Here is a 19,750-nt window from a genome sequence, read left to right as displayed (position 1 = left end):
AGGTCGAACAGTAGATAGCGGTAAACGATTTTCTATTTCAAGTTAGTATAAATGGAATTCAAAGTATTAATCAATAGCGGTAGACAAATATCAATGTCTGAAAATTTGAACTATTTTGCTCAAGCGGACCATATATATATTATGGATAATCATTTAGGCGCTATTTGGTGTTGGGACAAACTGCCAAAAGATAGAAATATAACTGTTGTACACATAGACGCACACTATGACCTAGGTTGCTCTCCACCTGGGGAATTTATTTATGGTTCCGTTGATTTAGAAGCTCTTCCAATAGATCAAATTGTAAATTTTAAACATGAATGCGGTTATAATTATTTTATGTGGGATAATTATATTCGTTTGTTTATTGAGAAATATCCTAATTTGATAAATGAATTTGTGTCAATTACCCAGGGAATAGGAGATATGTCAGATATAGAGGGTGTAAAATTCAATGAATTTAACATTTGGGATCTAAGTTCTAGACTATGGCATAAATATGAGAACAGAAAAATTTTAAACATTGACATAGATTACTTTTTTAAACACGATGATCACATAACCTTTGAAATATTCAGCACAAAGTTTATAAGTTTCTTTTCAAGATGGCTTCTAAAAAACAAAGACAATTTTGACTTGATAACTATTGCGTTAAGCCCCGAATGTTGTGGCTCATGGGATAATTCTGTAAACATGGCCAACAGGATATTAAAACCATTGAATATCAAGATAGAAATTTGAGATAGAGATAAGTTCGGTAAAAGTATTAATAAATTAAAATTAAGGTTAGAAATATGTGCCACAGAAACGATCGTTTCCGCGGACGCTGATAAACAACGACAAATGGGAGAATGAATCAAGGGACCTAGCCCATTGCTGGCCATGCAAAGTATGAAAGATTCCATGTCTTTAAGGGCAGAGCAGCTACATCATGCCAATGATTGCAAAGATTGAGCTATTGTATCCTAATCATCAAATATCGGTCTACCTCAATACATCCGGGTACAGCCATAAAAGTGTTAATAACCGGGAAACAGATATATTGCACCGTTGAAAAGTCAAAGTTCAGGAGTATGGTTCATGGGGCAAACCCAAATTTCAAAGACCTGACTATCAGCACGGACGCCATGTTATGCAATACGTATGATGAAAGTCGCTACTGCTCAAAACAGCTAGGTAGCCTCTTTACCCAAAAATCACTGGAATGCTGAATCGATAATGGCGAGCCTGCTAAGAAGTCACGGCATGACCATGCCAATATGCTGCGAGTATGTGATGAGGAAGCTTTATCCGATCATTAAGAGTTGATTGGTCATAAAGGATGGCTGGAATTGGCCCCTAAGGCATATACGTCACAGGCCTTTATTTGGAGATCTTTGAAATTTATGAATAAAAATTTCGCTTGTATGTTAACTAAAAATTGTCGTAGAAGATCGTTTTAGAAATTGAAAACAAATCCAACAGAACATTCTTTTGATTTTTGGCCAAAATAACCGTTAGTTATTTTTTTTATAGCTTCCAGATATAAAATATAATCTCTATCAAAGGCTGCACATTCGCTCTTAATCTGTTTCTCAAACCAGCAATAGACTGTACGAAATCGCTCACCGCCTGTAAAGACCGTGTCAACGATTGCATAGCCGATGGCGAGTTCTTCGAACGACATAAAATATAGGTATAATTTGAATACAAAGAATAGACATAAAAAGTTCTCGACAATATTCACTTTCATTAGCTTACAGAGTTAGTGTAAGGCTATTTCAGTGCAATACAATATGTTGTATAATTAACATTATGCTAAGCGTAGTCCAAAGTAGCCTCAAAGCGCTAGGCTTTGTAACCTAGCGCTCCTCCCTGATAATCTATCCACCCTTCAACCGCTCGCGCAACCCCTTCATATCCTCACTAATCTTCACATCGAGAATCTTCGCATAAATCATAGTCTGCTTCAACGACCGGTGCCCCAGCATTTTGGAAACCGTCTCAATAGGCACCTTATTACTCAGCGTCACAGTTGTAGCAAACGTATGCCGCGCAATATGAAAAGTCAGTGTCTTGGAAATCCCGCACAGGTCAGCAATCTCCTTCAAGTAAGCATTCATCTTCTGATTACTCAGCACAGGTAGCACAACACCGGCCACACAACATTGTGGATGATCCTTATACTTCTCAATAATTTCCAACGCTGTATCCAGCAGCGGAATACGTGTAGGGGCATCCGTTTTCTGCCGCGTGGTATCGATCCACGGCTCGCCATCCATTCCGACGACAATGTCCGTTGTCTTCAATTGCTTCACATCCACATAAGCTAACCCGGTGTAGCAGCAGAAAAGGAAGATATCCCGCACCTGGCTGATTCTTTCAACTTCAAACACTTTTTCCGTCAATCGTTTCAGTTCATCCCTGGATAGAGGATTCTTCACAACCTCTTTCTTCGTCAGCTTGAATCCTTGGAACGGATCCTTCTTCAACCACTTGTTATTGACGCAGATCAACACAACCTTTTTCAGATTGCTCATATACTTGATCGCAGAGTTATGGTTGCAGCCTCGCGCACTCCGAAGCCAGAAATTGAATTCAGTAATGAATTCATAATTCAAGTCCCTGATCGCCATATCATCCTTCTTGTACTTCCACTTGATGAAGGAAGCTGTATGCTCCTTGGCGGTCTTATAGCGCTTCAAGGTGAGCGGAGCGAACTCTTGGCCGACCAGTGCTTCCATTTGCTCATTATGGCGCTGGAAAACTTCAAGGACCGTGCGAGTCTCATTGCTCTTACCAAGCAGGACATTCTTCAATGCTTCGGCTGTTAATTCCTTGTCATCCTCGATCAGAATCTTCTTCGCTTGAAATACTTTTGAGCCCAGCATGTCCAGATAGGCATTAAGTGTGCGGGTGTCTTCTTTTTGGCCAGTAGCTCTACCCGCATCTGCATTCCATCTGGTAGGGCTCCAAAGCTGTTTCGTGGACATTTCGACAGACTTGCCGTCCACTGTAATTCTGAGGTAAACATAACGTAAACCCTCCTTCTGGTACTTGGCGTGTTTCAAATAGAAGAACAGGCCGAAAGTTTTTTCTAACATGACGCTAACATTTAAGTGGTTAAATATCGCGTTACCGGCCTTTCTAAACAAGATATTTACGGCGTAAACAGGTTGTCAATCAGAAACTTACGGGCATTTTCCAGCGTCTTTTTTCGTCAAGCGTTGAACTACACGAATGACGCTGGAAAACATGGGAATTTTTGTATTTTTTGATATAATCTGAAAAACCAAAATGCCCGCAAATCATTGATTTACAGGCATTTTGTTTGACTTTGAACTGTTTTCAAGGGAGGGAGACGGGTCTCGAACCCGCGACCTCTAGAACCACAATCTAGCGCTCTAACCGACTGAGCTACAACCTCCGTTCTGAGGGGAAAAACCCCTTTCGAGGATACAAAAGTAGGAAAAGGTTTGAAGGTTGCAAGGCTAATAGTGCACTTTTTTTTCAACCTTCAAACCTCAATCTATATTTCTAACCCTTATTTCGATGCAACGTAAAGAGCGTCAGCAGCTTTCCAGTCTACTACGTTCCAGTAAGCGTCGATGTAATCCGGGCGCTTGTTTTGATATTTCAGGTAATATGCGTGCTCCCACACGTCTAAACCGATGATAGGCGTTCCTTTTGCTTCTGCGATGTCCATTAATGGGTTGTCCTGATTAGGCGTAGAAGTGATCGCCACACCGTCGCCAGATTTGATAAGCCAAGCCCAGCCTGAGCCGAAACGACCTGTCGCTGCTTTTTTGAACTCATCTTTAAATGCCTGGAATGATCCGAATTTCGCTGTGATAGCTTGGGCCAATTCGCCTGTTGGTTCACCGCCTCCGTTTGGGGAAAGGGATTTCCAGAAAAATGCGTGGTTCCAGTGACCGCCGCCATTGTTGCGTACAGGAGCTGGTGCTTTGCTGATATTCGCAATAATTTCTTCTATGCTTTTGCCTTCCAGTTCAGTTCCTGCTACTGCTGCATTCAAATTGGTAACATATGCCTGATGGTGACGGTCGTGATGTATCTCCATAGTCAATGCATCGATATGCGGCTCCAATGCATTGTTTGCGTAAGGTAAGGGATCTAGTGTAAATGCCATTTTCAGTGTAGTTTAATGTTTTAAATAAATACTATATCACTAGGCTAACAGCAGAAGAAAGCTTTATGTTCTTAATTGCTTAAAAAATTTGAGCAGCAGTTCCTGTGATTCCTGGGCCAAAATTCCGGTTGTAAGACTCGTTTTAGGATGTAAAATGACGTTGCCAAGCCTCGAAAACCCCCGCTTTTCATCGGCTGCACCAAATACGACGCGGCTCATCTGCGTCCAGAAAAGCGCCCCGCCGCACATCACACAGGGTTCGAGCGTGACGTATAATGTGCAGTCCTGCAGGTATTTTGACCCGAGGTTATCGGACGCCGCGGTAATCGCAATCATCTCTGCGTGAGCAGTTACGTCGTGTAATTTTTCGGTTTGATTATAACCTTTGCCAATAATGCGCTCGCCAATCACAACTACGGCACCAACGGGGATTTCACCTTCGTCATATGCTTTTTCAGCTTGCCGCATGGCCTCGGCCATAAAGTAGTTGTCGAGAATGTCTGCCTGGATGTTCAAGGTATGGGTCCGTTGATGAATGAAAACGGGACATTCATTGCCAAGCAATAAATGTCCCGTTTGTTGTTTGTTATATCAAAATTATGGCTTCATAATGCGCCACACTGTATTCTTATTTCCGTTTGTAACTCTCAGCAGGTAAAGTCCGGAAGGGAAGGAAGAGAAATCCACTTCCGTTGTTTTCTGGCTGATTGTCTTCACTGCGCGTGAACGGCCGGTCAGGTCAATGACTTCCGCACTGGCTTCTTTTAGCGATATTGCGCCTTTTAACTCAACAGTGCATTGTGATGTTACAAGAGTAGGATATACATTCACCCAATCCGCTGATGCTGGCGGTTCGACACCCAGAATCGGGTCAACTTGTACACGTGCGGTGCCTGCACCTTTGCCCGTTCCACAGACGTTGGTTACTTTGGTAATGGTATAGGTTGTGGTTGTTTTCGGCGCAAGTTTGAACGTGTAAGGCGTTACGGCTGCGGTGATCAGTGAATCTTTTTTGCCATCGCTCAATGTAAATGTCCATGGTGCTTTTCCGGTGGTTGCAATCTTCATATCAGCTTTGTCTCCTACCAAAATCGTTTGCGTGCCTGTGATCGTCGCAATGGGAAGCGGGCTTGCTGTAATGGTGATCGAGCTGACACTGCCTTTCACAGTAAAATTCGGATTTGTGCCTGAACTTACCACGCGGACATAATAACTTCCGGCCAGCGTTGTGTCCGGAAATGTTGCGGTTATGATGTTCGATGAGGCAACTGACGGAATGCTTACAAATTTCGCATCCGTGTTTTCCGTCGCGATCTGAACTTTGAAAGTGTTTTCAGTAGGGAAATCCCCTGACTGCTGGAACGGTACACTAAATGTTTTTCCGGCGCAGGCTTCTGCCACGGACGGGTTACCCGAATTAATGGTAGGAACCTTTACCGTCACCAGGGCGCTGCCGATCGGCAAACCTTTACCACAAGCGTTAGCCACATTCGTAAGCAAATAAGATGTCGTCGTTGTTGGCTTAACCTGAATTTCGTGATTTTGTTGGTCTGTTGTATCAGTTGTGCCGTCTGAAAGTGCGTAAATCCAGGGGCCGTCACCAGTAAATCTGATCCGGATCGTAGCAGTTTGTCCAAGGTCAATGGTGGAGTTGCCCGAGATCGTAGCCGATGGTAATGCCTTAATGTGGATCCTGATCTCTTCTTTTGGACTTTCGCAGCCATTGGTGCCTGTTTGTGTCACGAAGAATGAATAATCCTGCACCTTTTCTGTAAACGGTGTAAACGGAATGCCTTGGAATTCAGTGTCATTTGCATTGCGATACCATTTCAGGATAGAACCGGTTGCGTCCAGTCTCGGCGCCACTTCATTCTGGCAGTAAGCAAGTTGCGTCGTGGTCTGTGGTTTTGGTGTTGTATTGATTTTTACATCAATTTTCGCACGGTCACCGATACATCCCTCCAAAGCCTGTCCTACAAAATAAGAAGTAGTCCCGCCCTCGGCTGTGGATGGAATTGGGGCATTGTCACTTGGATCACCGCCTGATGCGTTTGTTCCGTACCATTTCAAGATTCCTCCGGTTACCGGCGTTGCAGACAATGGCTGAGCGGCCACAAACTGGCATATTTCGACTAGTGGTTTTTCGACGCCTGGCAAGCCTGGAAGTGGTTTCACGCGGACTTTTTGAACGGCCCTCGGTAATGGGCTCTCACAGCCTTTTGCAGAAACCTGAGTTGCATAGGCTATTGTTTCGCCAGCGTTTTTCAGGTTTACCGATGGCGCATTTTTTGAAGCAGTTCCACCGGTAGGAGTTGTATACCAATTCACTGTGTTGCCACCGGACGGTTGAGCGGCGAGATTATATACTTTGTCTGCACGTTCCTGGCATAAGGCTTCTGAAATTGCTTGCAACGCAACAGGTAAAGCGTTAACAGTCACTTTTAACTCCGCACGAGGGCTTTCACATGATAGGCCATTTGCAGCCGTCTGGCTTACAAAATATGAAACTGTTCCAACTGTCGTGGTCGATGGCTTTGGAGCACCCGCCAAAGGACTTCCACCTGTTTCGGTGGCATACCACTTCAAACCCGTTCCAGAAGCAGTCAATGGAACTGCATTAGTGACGTCTTTGCAATATTCTAAGTTTGAGACTGTTGGTCTTTCCGGTAGAGCCTTAACCTCAAAGCTTACCGCCGCTCTTTCACTTTCGCATTTATTAACAGTTTGCGTTACGTAAAAGACTTTTATACCAGCAGTGGTTGTAGATGGTGTCGGAACTGTGGTGGAGCCGGTGCCGCCAGTAGCGCTATCGTACCACTTCAAGCCAGTCTTTTGCGAGACGGCACTTGATAAGAGCGAAGATGGAACTGTTGCATACATACAAACCGGATCAATAGCTGAGACTGTTGGCTTTGCGGGTGGGGTGCAAGCACTTACTGAGACTACGATTTCTGCCCTCGCACTCTCGCATCCACCAACGGTTTGACTCACAAAGTAACTCCTGGTTCCGGCCGTCGCAGTGGACGGTTTGGGAGCAGAAGCTAACGGAGAGCCGCCGGTGGCATTGGCATACCACTTTAAGTTTGTTCCGGTTGCTGTAAGCGTTTCTTCAGGATCACCAATCGTATAACTCTTATTTGCAACTCCCGGCTTGGCAGGCGGTGTGCAGGCGCTTACTGTGACTACAATTTCTGCACGCTCACTTTCACATCCTCCGACGGTTTGGCTTACATAATAACTTGTGGTTCCCGCTGTGGCAGTAGATGGTTTGGGAGCGGAGGCTAATGGGGAACCGCCCGAAGCATTTGAATACCATTTCAAGTTCGTTCCTGTTGCTGTCAGCACTTGCTCGGGATCGCCAATCGTATAACTTTTATTTGCAACTCCCGGCTTAGCAGGCGGTGTGCAGGCGCTTACTGTGACTACAATTTCTGCACGCTCACTTTCACATCCTCCGACGGTTTGGCTTACATAATAACTTGTTGTTCCCGCTGTGGCAGTGGACGGTTTCGGAGCAGAGGCTAATGGTGAACCACCAGATGCAGCCGCATACCATTTCAAATTTGTTCCTGTTGCCGTCAGCACTTGCTCAGGGTCACCAACTGCATAGCTTTTATTAGCAACTCCCGGCTTAGCAGGCGGCGTACAGGCGCTTACTGTAACTACAATTTCCGCACGCTCACTTTCACATCCTCCGACGGTTTGGCTTACATAATAACTTGTTGTTCCCGCTGTGGCAGTGGACGGTTTCGGAGCAGAGGCTAATGGTGAACCACCAGATGCAGCCGCATACCATTTCAAATTTGTTCCTGTTGCCGTCAGCACTTGCTCAGGGTCACCAACTGTATAGCTTTTATTAGCAACTCCCGGCTTAGCAGGCGGTGTACATGCACTTACAGTCACTACAATTTCCGCACGCTCACTTTCACACTCGTTAACTGTTTGGCTTACGAAATAACTTGTCTTCCCGGCTGCTGCGGTAGACGGTTTTGGCGCAGAGGCTAATGGTGAACCACCCGAAGCAGCCGCATACCATTTCAAATTTGTTCCTGTTGCCGTCAATGCTTCTTCCGGGTCACCAATTGTATAATTTTTATCAGCCACAACTGGTTTCGCAGGCGGCGTGCAGGCTGTTTTGGTTACATTAACAACAATTTCAGACCGCGCACTTTCGCAGCCGCTTACTGTTTGGCTTACGAAAAAATTTTGTGTTCCCTCCGTTTTGGTGTCCGGGACGGGAATCGTTGTTGATCCTGTGCCGCCGGTTCCTGCATTATACCATTTCAGGCCAGTGCCGCTAGCCGCCAATGCAACGGGCGTAGCTCCGACTTCGTAAGCAACAGGTGAAGTCACGGTCGGGGCTGCTGGAATAGCGTTGACTTTAAGCGCAGCGCTTTCCGAACCAGTGGCAATTGTAACGGCGGCTAAAACCGAAATAACTCGAACCTTGTAAGCAGCGCCAGCGACTGTGCCGACAGGAATGATTGCGGTAATGGGAGATGCCTCGGCAGAACCGATGTTAACCGGTGTTGTAAACGCCCCTGCGGCATCTGACAGTTGGGCAATAAAATTGGTTAATGGGGCAATCGTGCCGGTTGTGGTAAAAGGAACAGTAATATTTCCGCCTGCACAAACTTCCGTCGGGCTTAGGGCACCCGTGGTTATTGCTGTCTGGCCAAATGAATTTGCGACGCTTAAAATCGCGGCCAGGATTGTAAAAATACTCTTTTTAATAAATGTTCTTTTCATGTATCTGTCTTAATATCTTTCCGCTAACCTGTTTGTCTGGTAAAGTTAGAGATATTTTTCAAATACACTTTCGACTCGATTAAGGAAGCTCGCTTTTCCTTTCAATAAGTGAACTGTAGACTACATCCTGGATTTTCCTACGTGTGCGCTGCGTGGTAATTGCGGTGTTTTCGGCATCCGGATTGACGCGGTTTGAGAGGAAAATAAATAGCAGATCTTCTTCCGGGTCAATCCAGACCATGGTTCCGGTGAAGCCCGTGTGACCGAAAGAATTCACCGACGCTTGTGGCGATACGTAAGAACTATTTCCATCGACCGGCGCTTTGTCCCAGCCTAAACCGCGGTGATGCGATTCGTCATAAACCCGTGAAAAGAGTGGAACGGTTGCGTTTTCATAATATCTGCGGCCTGCGTAGCTCCCTTTCCAAAGGTTCATTTGGAACAAAACAGCAAGGTCACGCGCAGTTCCGAAAAGCCCTGCATGTCCGGCAACGCCGCCTACAATGGCCGACATCTGATCATGCACAGTCCCTTGAAGCAGCTGGTTTCTGAAACGGTAATCCTGCTCGGTGGGCGCTATTTGTTTTTCAGAAAAACGACGCAGCGGATTGAAACCCAGATAAGCGAGGCCCAATGGTTCGTAAATGTTAGCCGAAACAAAAATGTCGAGCGGCTGACCGGTTACTTTTTCAACGATCTTTTGCAATGTCAGAAAACCAAGGTCGCTGTACAGATAACCGTAACTTCCCGATCTTTCTCTGCGATTGTTCATTGGCGACTCGACCACCCATTTCCAAACCGAATCGCGCATGGCACCTTTGGCGAAAAGCTTCGGTGCAACTTGCAGATAATAAGCTGTATCCGCTTTGGAACTGTAATATTCCGGAAGCAAACCGCCAGCGCTGGTTTTAGTCCTATCCCAAAGCGGCGGATAAAACGAAACGAGGCCCGATCTGTGCAAAAGCAAATCCCTTATCGTGAAATTCTGCTTGTTCGTGCCGGCAAGTTCGGGTAAATAAGTGGATGCTTTTTGGTCTAAATCAATTTGCTTGCGATCGTACAAAAGCATGATGGCCTGTAATGTAGCCGAAACTTTCGTCACGGAAGCCAGGTCATAAATGGTTTCCGAAGTCACGCGGTCCGGCGTGCGGTAATCGAGGCCGCCGAACTGTTTGTCGTAGATGATCTTTCCTTTTCTTGCCACCAAAACTTCGCAGCCCGGAAAAACGTGATCGTTAACCGCAGCCGTGGCCAGCTCGTCGATTCTTTTCAGTGAACTGCCGTCCATGCCCACGCTTTCCGGCGTTCCAAATGCGATCCGGTTGATTGTCGTCGTGGTTACGCCGCTTCCGGCTTTATAGGAAAGCACCGAAACCGGCAAGCGCCCCTGCGATTTTAATGCACCAAAAATAATTTGCGGAACAATTTCCTGCTGGTCTTTTCCATCCTGGCTTGCGCAGATCAGAACATCTGTTTCCGGGAAAAACTGAATGCTATATGGTGTCCCGAACAAGCATAGGATTACTTTTTTGTTCTGCTGTTTCAATTGGTTAACAAAATCCACCATGCCGGTCGTAACCCCGTAATTGCTTTTGGGATTGGAAGTTACGCCATGCACATCCACGATCACGGTGTTGTAATTAGCCAGGTAACCAATCATTTCAGTAATCTGCGCTTGCGACGAAGGCCCTTCGTAGAATGTATAAGAGCGCATCGGCTTGTAAGTCGAAAGCATTTTCTGGAATGCAACGCTGCTTCCTTCCCCAATGCTCACAGAAGCCATTTTGTCATCTAAAACCGACCCGATTGGCAGCAAATCATTGTTGTTTTTGACCACCGTAACCGAAGCTTCACACAATTCACGATAAAGCTCTTTGCTCTTTTCGGTGTTCAGGTCTGCGTAAAGATTGTTGGTGTCAATCGGTTTATACTGGCTTAATCCCGACCAGTATTTGGCTTGCAGAATGCGTTTTACTTTATCATCAATGATTTTTTCACTAATTCTTTTCGAATCGATCGCATCCTTGATCCTGGCAACTGTTTCGGCAATGCTTTCAGGATAAAGGAGAATGTCATTCCCGGCGATTAATGCTTTCAGGTTGACGTCTGCGGCTTTTCCGGTTTTCAAAACACCGCGCATGTTCATGGCGTCCGTAAACACCAACCCACGAAATCCAAGATCTTTGCGTAAAAGGCCGGTAACGACTTTTTCAGAAAGGGAACTGGCCAGATTTGGCGTGCTATCCAGTGCCGGAATGTATAAATGACCATTCAAAACGCCCATCAGGCTGTCCGCGATCATCGCGCGATAGGGGTAAAGATCCGTTTCTGTCAGCTGGTCAACGGAATGCGTGAGAACGGGCAATGTAAAATGCGAATCAGCATCCGTATCGCCGTGGCCTGGGAAATGCTTTGCCGTTGCGATGATCTTGTTATGCTGCAAACCCTTCATGTAGGCAATCGCTTTGCGGGTCACGTTGTCGCGGTCTTCACCGAAAGAACGTATACCAATTACCGGGTTGCCGGGGTTGCTGTTGATGTCGGAAACAGGCGCAAAATTAATTTGTATGCCAAGACGGCTGCATTGTCTGGCAATGTCGCTCCCCATTTTGTAAACGAGCGCGTCGTCCTGGATGGAACCCAGCACCATTTGTTTAGGGAAAGATATGGTGCTGTCGAGGCGCATGCCGAGGCCCCATTCACCGTCAATGCCTATAAATAAAGGAATGTTGGAATGTGATTGATAGCGGTTGGTTAGCTGCGCTTGTCCTACCGGGCCGCCCTGAAAGAATATCAGGCCACCGATATGGAAATCGCTGATCAGGCGGTCAATGTATTTATAATGAGACTCGTCGCGATTGGAGAATGTGGCCACCATAAAAAGCTGGCCGATTTTTTGTTCAATGGTCAAAGACTTTAATGTGCTGTCAACCCACTCGTTTTCAGGCAACACAAGCACCGGGTCCAATCTTTTCTTTGCTTTTTTAGCGGGTTGCTTTACGGTTTCCGGCAATGTGGTAACAGGTTCTTCAAAAACCCGTATGCGCTTCCAGGCAACGGAAACCATTGAGGTTAAAATCACCAGAACGACTACACTTACAACTAAACGAAACCGGCTTAACAACCAATTTTTCATATTCTGAACTACTGATTTTAACGAGGGAATGTTAGGTTATCTGACTTTTGCACTGCTCGATTGAATTTATCAAAGGTTACAATAATAACAAATTACGGTCGGAATAAATCCGAAAAAAAGTTGTTTTAATGCAATTCTAATATTTGATCCTTCTGAACTTTAATCTCAAATAAACTTTAAACTAAGAACTATTTGGTAAGGCTCCTGAAAATTTCTTCGAGGGAATCTCCGGTTTTTCGAAGCTCGTCTAATGAGCTGTCGCTCACCACTTTTCCCTTGTTAATAATGATCACCCGATCGCATAATGCTTCCACTTCCTGCATAATGTGCGTTGAAAAAAGCACTGTTTTATCTTTCCCTGCATTGCGGATCACGTCCCTGATTTCCTGTATCTGATTGGGATCCAGACCCGTAGTGGGCTCATCCAGGATCAGCACAGAAGGATTATGCAAAAATGACTGCGCAAGTCCCACGCGCTGCCGGTAACCTTTCGAAAGCTGGCCGATCTTCTTGCGTTTCTCCGCTTCGAGACCGCACAATGCAATGACCTCGTCCACCCGCGTGCGCAGCTCGGCCGACTTCATGCCATACAATTTTCCCGAAAAGAGGAGAAATTCGCTCACGTACATATCCAGGTAAAGCGGGTTGTGCTCTGGCAAATATCCTATTGTCCTGCGCGCCGGCATCGGCTCCTCAGCAACGTCATAATCAGACACTTTCGCCGATCCTTCCGAGGCTTTGAGATAGCCCGTGAGTATCTTCATCGTCGTCGATTTCCCAGCTCCGTTCGGCCCCAGGAACCCAACGATTTCTCCTTTTTTCAAACTAAAAGAAATGCCATCAATCGCACGCTGCGTTCCGTAGAGTTTGGTGAGGTTTGTGACGGTTATGGACATTTTTTAATGAGTGAATGAGTGAATGATTGAATTTTGAATGATTGAATGAGCGGGCGCCATTGCGCTGAATGAGTTTTAGGGTTTAGAGTTTAGAGTTTAATGTTTAATGTTTGAACTTAACTTCTAAACTCATCAACTTTAAACTCTCTCTAGACTTTCAAAAATAGCTTATTTCTAAACAACAGATACATAAATGCCCATTGGACCATGATGTAGGCGATTACTTCTCCTACCGCTTCGATGGTGTGGGGGAAGTAACTTAGTATGCCGCCGAAAAGGGCATGGGCCGTGTAATTGAAGTTGATAAAGCTTCCTACCATATAAATTACGATGGAATTCATCCCGATTACGACGAAAAACAATGTCCATTTACGGTAATTCAGCACGTCCACGATCCAGTAGAACAGCGCCAGCAATAAGGTACTGAACCCGCCGGCACAAAGCACGAACGAACTTGTCCACAGATTCTTGTTGATCGGGAAAAAGTAATCCCAAACGACGCATACGAGCAGGCTGATAATGCCCGCGAAAACGAGGTAAACGACTTTGGTGTTTTTTGAAATAACTTCTTCACTTGTCCGCAAAAGTTCACCTGCAAAAATGCCCATTAACCCCGTCGCAATGGCTGGAATGGTGGAAACCAGGCCTTCCGGATCATGGATTTTCAAATGCAGCCTTCCGGGAATGATCATTTTATCGATGTAACTGGCCGGGTTGCAATCAATGGTCAGTAAGCCAGCGCCGCAGCCTGGGACCGGATAAAATTTCATAAACAGATAGTAACCGATCAAAATGGCGGCGAACCAGATCCAGCGGGTTCTTTTTTCTGTGTATAAATAAATGATTTGCGCAAACATTCCGGCTAACCCGATTCGGGCCAAAACACTCGGGTAACGCATGTTTTCCCATTCCGTTTGGAATAAACCATTGTTATAAATGACGCCCAGCAAAACCAGGGTTAACCCACGCTGAACCACTTTTCTGATCAGTTCGGAAGGCGGAATGCCTTTTTCTAATCGGCTGCCCAACGAAAATGGTGCGGAAACGCCAGCCATAAATAGAAATGTGGGGAAAATCAGGTCGTAGGCCCGGAAACCGTTCCAATCGGGGTGGGTAAACTGGTGCGCCATAAAAATAGCCCAGGACCAGCCGGTAACTTTTGCGAGCACTGCGAAAATTTCTTCGCCTCCTGAAATCCAAAACATGTCAAAACCACGCAATGTATCCAGCGATAACAACCTCTGCGGCGCAGGACTATCTTTCATTTGATAAAGTAGGGTAAAGAGAAATAAAATTTGGTAAAAAGGACATAGTTTGAAATAAAAGCTGTTTGTGTTTACTGTAAATATTGCAAAAAATACTATTTATACTTTCCGTCAAAACTACATTTATTTGAAAATACATATAAGTGTTGCCGACGATTATATATCAATGCCCCGGCGTTGCGTTATAGCATCCATATTTTAACCCATTAATTCACCCCATGAAAAAATTATTGATGCTGGGCCTAATGGCCGCGACCTTGTTTTTCACCGGCTGTGCCACTTCCAATACCGGAAACACGGCAGATAACGACGAGGCTTACCGCAGCGAAGAGCCTGTTACCAACAGCAAGCTCAACAATCGCCGCCTCGAAAAAAACCTCGACCGCTTCGCAGAAGAGCTCAACCTCAGCAAACGTCAGCAAAAACAGTTAAAGAAAATCGACCGCAGATATGCGCGCATGGATAGAAAGCTGTCAAGAAATGACGAAGCCAAACGCCGCGATCACAAAAGACTAGCCGAAGAAAAAAGACAAGAAATTATAGAAGTTTTGACGCCGGAGCAGCAAGAAACATTACGAGCATTGGCTAAGAAGGGAAGGTTCAGCCTGGATCAGATTTTTGGGAAGTAACATCCAAATCCATAATTATTATGGTTTTTATGGATTTGAATCCTTTAATATTATGGTTTTTTAGGATTCAAATCCCAAAATATTATGAATTTGAATTTGGTTGTTTCTACATTTGTGGTAAATCCAGTAAGCCATGATAGACAGAAACCAACTTGATTACGCGCTTAGCCATTTATTCAAAGGAAAAGCATTTATAATATATGGCCCAAGACAGGCTGGAAAGACTACTTTTTCAGAGCAATTGTTAACCTCGGTTTCAAAAAAGACATTACGCTTAAACGGGGACGAAGCCGACATCCGTGAGTTATTTGTCCGTCCGAATTCAGCATTTTTAGAAAGACTAATTGGTGATAATGAAATCGTGTTTATTGACGAGGCGCAACGGATTCCTGAAATAGGGCTTGTCATTAAAATTATTGTGGACAAATTTAAAGAAGTCCAGGTCATTGCCACAGGCTCCTCGTCGTTTGAACTGGCAGGAAGCATCAACGAGCCACTTACTGGCAGGCGCTACGAAATGCAACTTCTGCCATTGTCTTATAATGAGCTGCTCAAATACACTGACTTTCTAAATGAGCAACGGCTTTTGGAGCAACGTTTGATTTACGGATCTTACCCTGAAATTGTTGTCGACCCGAACAATGCAGAAAAGCATCTTAAACTGATCGCTAACAGCTATTTATATAAAGATCTTTTAATGCTGGAACAAATTAAAAAACCTGCGTTATTGGAAAAGATAGTTAAAGCAATTGCATTGCAGGTGGGTAGCGAGGTGAATGTCACTGAGATTGGCCGCCTCGTCCAGGCCGATAACAAAACGGTTGAAAAATATATCAACTTACTGGAAAAGGCCTTTGTTCTGTTTTCTGTGCCTGCATTTTCAGGGAACTTGCGCAACGAGATCAAGAAAGGGAAGAAGCTATATTTCTATGATAATGGCATCATTAACGCAGTCACCAATAACTTTAATCTATTAAAGAATAGAAGCGACACAGGTGCCTTGTGGGGAAATTACATTATAAGCGAACGTGTTAAATTCTTAAATGAAAATGGGATCGATGCTAAAATCTATTTTTGGAGAACCACTCAACAGCAGGAAGTCGACTATATAGAGCAGACTGGAACAGGTTTACGCGCAGTTGAATTCAAATGGAATGCTAAGGCAAGCCAACGCTTCCCATCGACATTTCTAACGACTTATCCTCAGGCAACCACAGAGATTGTGACGCCGGAAAACCGGGACGATTTTTTAAGAAAATAATAAGCCTACCGCAACCCATCCAACCAAGCCTCAACCGTCGGCCCAGTTATATCAAATAAAATTCCTGGAAGCAAACCCAATAAAATAGTCAACACCACCAAGGGGAGCAGCATGGCTGTTTCCCTTGGTGTTAGGTCGGAGAGGACGTGGGAGCTTCCGTTTTTGTACCAGAATGCGCCGAAGAACATACGCTGGTAGGTCCAGAGGAAATATGCGGCTGCTAGCACGATGCCTAACGTGGATAATGCAGGAATCCAGACAGGCAATGCTTCGGATTGAAATGCGCCCATTAATGTGAAAAGTTCTCCCACGAAACCTGAGAATCCAGGAAGTCCTAATGATGCGAAAAATGCAATGCCGGTAATAATGGTGTATTGGGGCATAACGGCGATTAGCCCGCGATAATGGTCGATGCGGCGGTCGTGCGTGCGGTCGTAAACAACGCCGGTGAGGATAAACAGCATAGCGGAAAGTACGCCGTGGCTCACCATTTGGTAAATGGCCCCGTTAATGCCTTCTGCGGTGAATGCTGCAATTCCAAGTAACACAAATCCCATATGTGAAACAGAAGAGTAGGCGATCATTTTCTTCAAATCGCTTTGTCCCAATGCATTAAATCCACCATAAATGATGGAAATCATGCCTAATACGGCCAGCGGAATGGCGCTGTACTGCGCTTCGAACGGAAAAAAACCATCCACGATCCGGATAAAACCATAACCTCCTATTTTCAAAAGAATCCCTGCCAGCACAACGGAAATAGGCGTCGGCGCTTCTACGTGCGCATCGGGCAGCCATGTATGCACGGGAACGACAGGCAATTTAACCGCAAAGCCGATGAACAGGAACCAGAATGCCAGCAAACGCAATGGAATGTTACCAATCAGATATTCGGAAGCGGTGCTTAGCAACGAGCCGGGAATATAGTTGTTAGGATCGGCCAGATAGGCGAAACGGAATGTGTGAACGAGCTGCTCCGGAGCAATTTTACCGTCAATAAGCCATTGCTGAACTTGCGAAATGAGGTCGGGATGGATTGGGTCTTCTATTCCTAAAATGCCTACGACTTTCGCCGTTTCCAGCGGATCGATCACAGACAAATACAGCGCGATCATCACAATGAGAATGAGCAGCGAGCCGAAAAAAGTGTAAATAAAGAACTTCAATGCAGCATACTCCCGCCTCGGACCGCCCCATAAGCCGATGAGGAAATACATCGGCAGCAGCATGAATTCAAAAAACAGGTAAAAAAGAAAGAAGTCCTGGGCAAGAAAACAGCCGATTACGCTGCCTGTGAGTAATAAATATAGTGCAAAGTAAGCGCGGGATTTTTGAATCACATTCCAGGAACTGATCACCCCAACGAAAAGCACGATCACCGCCAAAAGCACGAGCGGAAAGCTGATGCCGTCCACTGCAAGTGCGTAATCGATAGAAACCACACCCAATGCGCCGATGGGCAAAGTAATCCAGTCGGTGACTTCGCTGAGCTGGTGGCCTGGGTTTTGGCTGTCAAAAGAAAAATAGAGCAATGCCGAAATGACCACCTCCAAGGCCAGCGCGACCAATGCTATAATCCGGAAATTTTCGGGTTTTTGTGCCGGCCAGACAGCCACAGCGGCCGCGCCCAGCAGGGGAATGGCAATAAGTAATGTCAGTATATGATCAATCATTCAGCATTAGGTTAAAATCGTGGCCGGTCCATTGAGCCGCTTTACAGGACAACCAACCACAATATCAATAAAAACACGCCCATGGCAGTTACAATGAAATAAGACTGGATCTTGCCATTTTGTAAATTACGGACTGCCTGCCCACCGGATTTGATCGAAAAGATCAGCAAATTCACACCGCCATCCACAAAAAACCGGTCGAACCACCCGATGAGGTGGCCGATGACAACGCTCACTTTCGCAAGCCTGTCAACGAATGAGTCGATGATCCGCTTTTCGAATATTTTCAGATATTTTGTAATGAATGCAAAGGGAATGATGAAATACCGGGTGTCGGAATAATCCCTTAACCACACGAATTTTTGCAGCACATTCGAAGCGTTAGTAGCATTTACAGCATTTATACCGAATGGATTGTCGGTCTTAATTTCTCTGTATGCCAAAAAAATCGAAGCAAAAGTCGTCAAACTCGCAACAACCGGGACCCAAACTATATGTGTTTCTGAATGTTTTCCTATGAATGCCAAAAACCAGCCAGCTGCATCAAACGGGTTCCAGGAGAACCAAATAAAAATCGAAAAAACAGTCAGGACTGCCATAGGAAGCCACATTATGGCCGGTGATTCATGCGGGTGAATGTGCGTAGCCTTAAACCTGTTTTCGCCAAAAAACACCAGCCAGAGCTGCCGGGTCATATAATAGGCGGTCAAACCCGCGGAAAGGATCACGAGAATAGGGAAAATATAAAACAATGCACCCAATTCTCCTGCCCAAAAAAATCCTTCGGTAATGATGGCGTCTTTGGATAAAAAACCTGAAAAAAATGGCAATCCGGCCAACGCTGCCGCACAAACTGAAAAACAAATGAATGTTACCGGCAATGCTTTACGTAACCCGCCCATCATGCGCATATCCTGCGGGTCAAAATCGGAACCCAGTTCTGATGGCGTTACAGCGTGAATGACGGAACCGGCCGAAAGGAATAGTCCGGCTTTGAAGAAAGCATGCGTTGCGAGATGAAAAAGAGCAGTTTGCCAGCTTCCAAAACCGACTGCAATGACCATTAACCCAAGCTGCGACATTGTAGAATAAGCCAGAACACGCTTAATGTCCCAAACCTGCGTCGCCTTCACAGCCCCGATCAGCATGGTAATGGTGCCAATGATCGCAATGATCAGCTTGGCGTCGAATGTGAGCAGGAAGGAAATTCTTGCCAATAAAAAAATCCCCGCCGCAACCATTGTGGCCGCGTGAATGAGCGCGGAAACAGGCGTAGGGCCTTCCATCGCATCAGGTAACCAGCCCGAAAGGGGGAATTGGGCCGACTTTCCCATGCAACCACCAAAAAGACAAAGACCAATGGCAGTCAGGATTCCGGGACTTAGTGAGTTAATTTTTAAGGAGAGCACCTCAAAGTCGGTAGAACCAATATAGTAAAACAGCATTAAAATACCGGTCAGGAATGCTGCGTCACCGATTCTGTTGAGTACAAATGCCTTTTGCGCAGCCCAGACGGCCCTTGGTTTGAAATACCAAAAACCAATAAGCAGATAAGATGAAAGCCCTACCAATTCCCAGAAAATGTACATCACCAGCAAGCTGCCGGAAAGTACAATACCGATCATGGAAAAAAGAAAAAGCTGTATAAAAGCGAAATAGCGGTGTAGATTTTTGTCTCCGTGCAAGTAAGCCGTGGAATAAAGCTGGACCAGCAGTGCCACAAAATGCACGATAACGAGCATAATGCATGTTAATGCGTCAAAACGAAAAGGGATGTCAATGGAAGTTTCGCCGATTGTAAGCCAGTGAAAACTGACTACATGTAATGTCTGCGCATCTGCATATAAAATGCTGACAGCCAGCCCAGATGCTGTGATAAATGCGCCCGCCCAACCTGCTGCTTTATTAAAACTTTTTCCAGCCAGCCAGAGCAAAAGAAAACCAACAAACGGCAATCCCAACAGCAGACAAGCAGGTAAAAAGTATGCAGAATCGGGCATAGATGCTGGAAT

General features: G+C 45.4%; 13 protein-coding genes and 1 tRNA gene. 3 read left to right on the top strand and 11 right to left on the bottom strand.

What is annotated here, in order from left to right:
- Positions 1-51 precede the first annotated feature (51 nt).
- Positions 52-741, top strand: coding sequence for a peptide arginase family protein (locus tag MUK70_RS21380; protein ID WP_234655055.1), 690 nt, complete (start codon positions 52-54; stop codon positions 739-741).
- Between the two features lie 697 nt (positions 742-1,438).
- Here MUK70_RS21380 and MUK70_RS21375 read toward each other — a convergent pair.
- The 9 genes from MUK70_RS21375 to MUK70_RS21335 all read right to left on the bottom strand — a co-directional run bounded on the left by MUK70_RS21375 (position 1,439) and on the right by MUK70_RS21335 (position 14,175).
- Positions 1,439-1,666: a hypothetical protein gene (locus MUK70_RS21375; RefSeq protein WP_234655054.1), complete on the bottom strand. Its 228-nt coding sequence runs from the start codon at positions 1,664-1,666 to the stop codon at positions 1,439-1,441.
- 196 nt (positions 1,667-1,862) lie between these two features.
- A complete protein-coding gene (locus tag MUK70_RS21370) occupies positions 1,863-3,083 on the bottom strand; it encodes a site-specific integrase (RefSeq protein WP_234655053.1) in 1,221 nt (406 codons plus the stop codon).
- A 248-nt stretch (positions 3,084-3,331) separates the two neighbouring features.
- A tRNA-His gene (locus MUK70_RS21365) sits at positions 3,332-3,407 on the bottom strand.
- Positions 3,408-3,523: 116 nt separating this feature from the next.
- Positions 3,524-4,129: a superoxide dismutase gene (locus tag MUK70_RS21360; protein WP_234602836.1), complete on the bottom strand. Its 606-nt coding sequence runs from the start codon at positions 4,127-4,129 to the stop codon at positions 3,524-3,526.
- 63 nt (positions 4,130-4,192) lie between these two features.
- Positions 4,193-4,609 carry a nucleoside deaminase gene (locus MUK70_RS21355; protein ID WP_234655386.1) on the bottom strand — a complete coding sequence of 139 codons (417 nt, stop codon included), beginning with the start codon at positions 4,607-4,609 and terminating at the stop codon, positions 4,193-4,195.
- A gap of 117 nt (positions 4,610-4,726) precedes the next feature.
- The gene (locus MUK70_RS21350; protein ID WP_234655052.1) at positions 4,727-8,878 is read right to left on the bottom strand and encodes a T9SS type A sorting domain-containing protein; all 4,152 of its coding nucleotides are present in this window, start codon (positions 8,876-8,878) and stop codon (positions 4,727-4,729) included.
- Positions 8,879-8,957: 79 nt separating this feature from the next.
- Positions 8,958-12,014, bottom strand: a complete 3,057-nt coding sequence (locus MUK70_RS21345; protein WP_234655051.1) for a serine hydrolase domain-containing protein — start codon at positions 12,012-12,014, stop codon at positions 8,958-8,960.
- A 188-nt stretch (positions 12,015-12,202) separates the two neighbouring features.
- A complete protein-coding gene (locus MUK70_RS21340) occupies positions 12,203-12,910 on the bottom strand; it encodes an ATP-binding cassette domain-containing protein (protein WP_234655050.1) in 708 nt (235 codons plus the stop codon).
- Positions 12,911-13,059: 149 nt separating this feature from the next.
- Positions 13,060-14,175, bottom strand: coding sequence for an acyltransferase family protein (locus tag MUK70_RS21335; RefSeq protein WP_234602832.1), 1,116 nt, complete (start codon positions 14,173-14,175; stop codon positions 13,060-13,062).
- 218 nt (positions 14,176-14,393) lie between these two features.
- Between MUK70_RS21335 and MUK70_RS21330 the strand changes: the two genes are divergently transcribed.
- Complete coding sequence (locus MUK70_RS21330; protein WP_234655049.1) at positions 14,394-14,804, top strand: hypothetical protein; 411 nt, start codon at positions 14,394-14,396, stop codon at positions 14,802-14,804.
- Between the two features lie 133 nt (positions 14,805-14,937).
- A complete protein-coding gene (locus MUK70_RS21325) occupies positions 14,938-16,065 on the top strand; it encodes an ATP-binding protein (RefSeq protein WP_234655048.1) in 1,128 nt (375 codons plus the stop codon).
- 5 nt (positions 16,066-16,070) lie between these two features.
- Here MUK70_RS21325 and MUK70_RS21320 read toward each other — a convergent pair whose 3' ends face one another.
- Positions 16,071-17,738: a complex I subunit 4 family protein gene (locus tag MUK70_RS21320; RefSeq protein ID WP_234655047.1), complete on the bottom strand. Its 1,668-nt coding sequence runs from the start codon at positions 17,736-17,738 to the stop codon at positions 16,071-16,073.
- Between the two features lie 41 nt (positions 17,739-17,779).
- Positions 17,780-19,738: an NADH-quinone oxidoreductase subunit L gene (gene nuoL, locus MUK70_RS21315; RefSeq protein ID WP_234655046.1), complete on the bottom strand. Its 1,959-nt coding sequence runs from the start codon at positions 19,736-19,738 to the stop codon at positions 17,780-17,782.
- Between the last annotated feature and the right edge of the window lie 12 nt (positions 19,739-19,750).

It is taken from the genome of Dyadobacter chenwenxiniae (assembly GCF_022869785.1).
GTDB classification, from domain to species: Bacteria; Bacteroidota; Bacteroidia; order Cytophagales; family Spirosomataceae; genus Dyadobacter; species Dyadobacter chenwenxiniae.
Note: the sequence above shows the minus strand (reverse complement) of the source record. Positions and strands in the feature narration are given on the sequence as shown.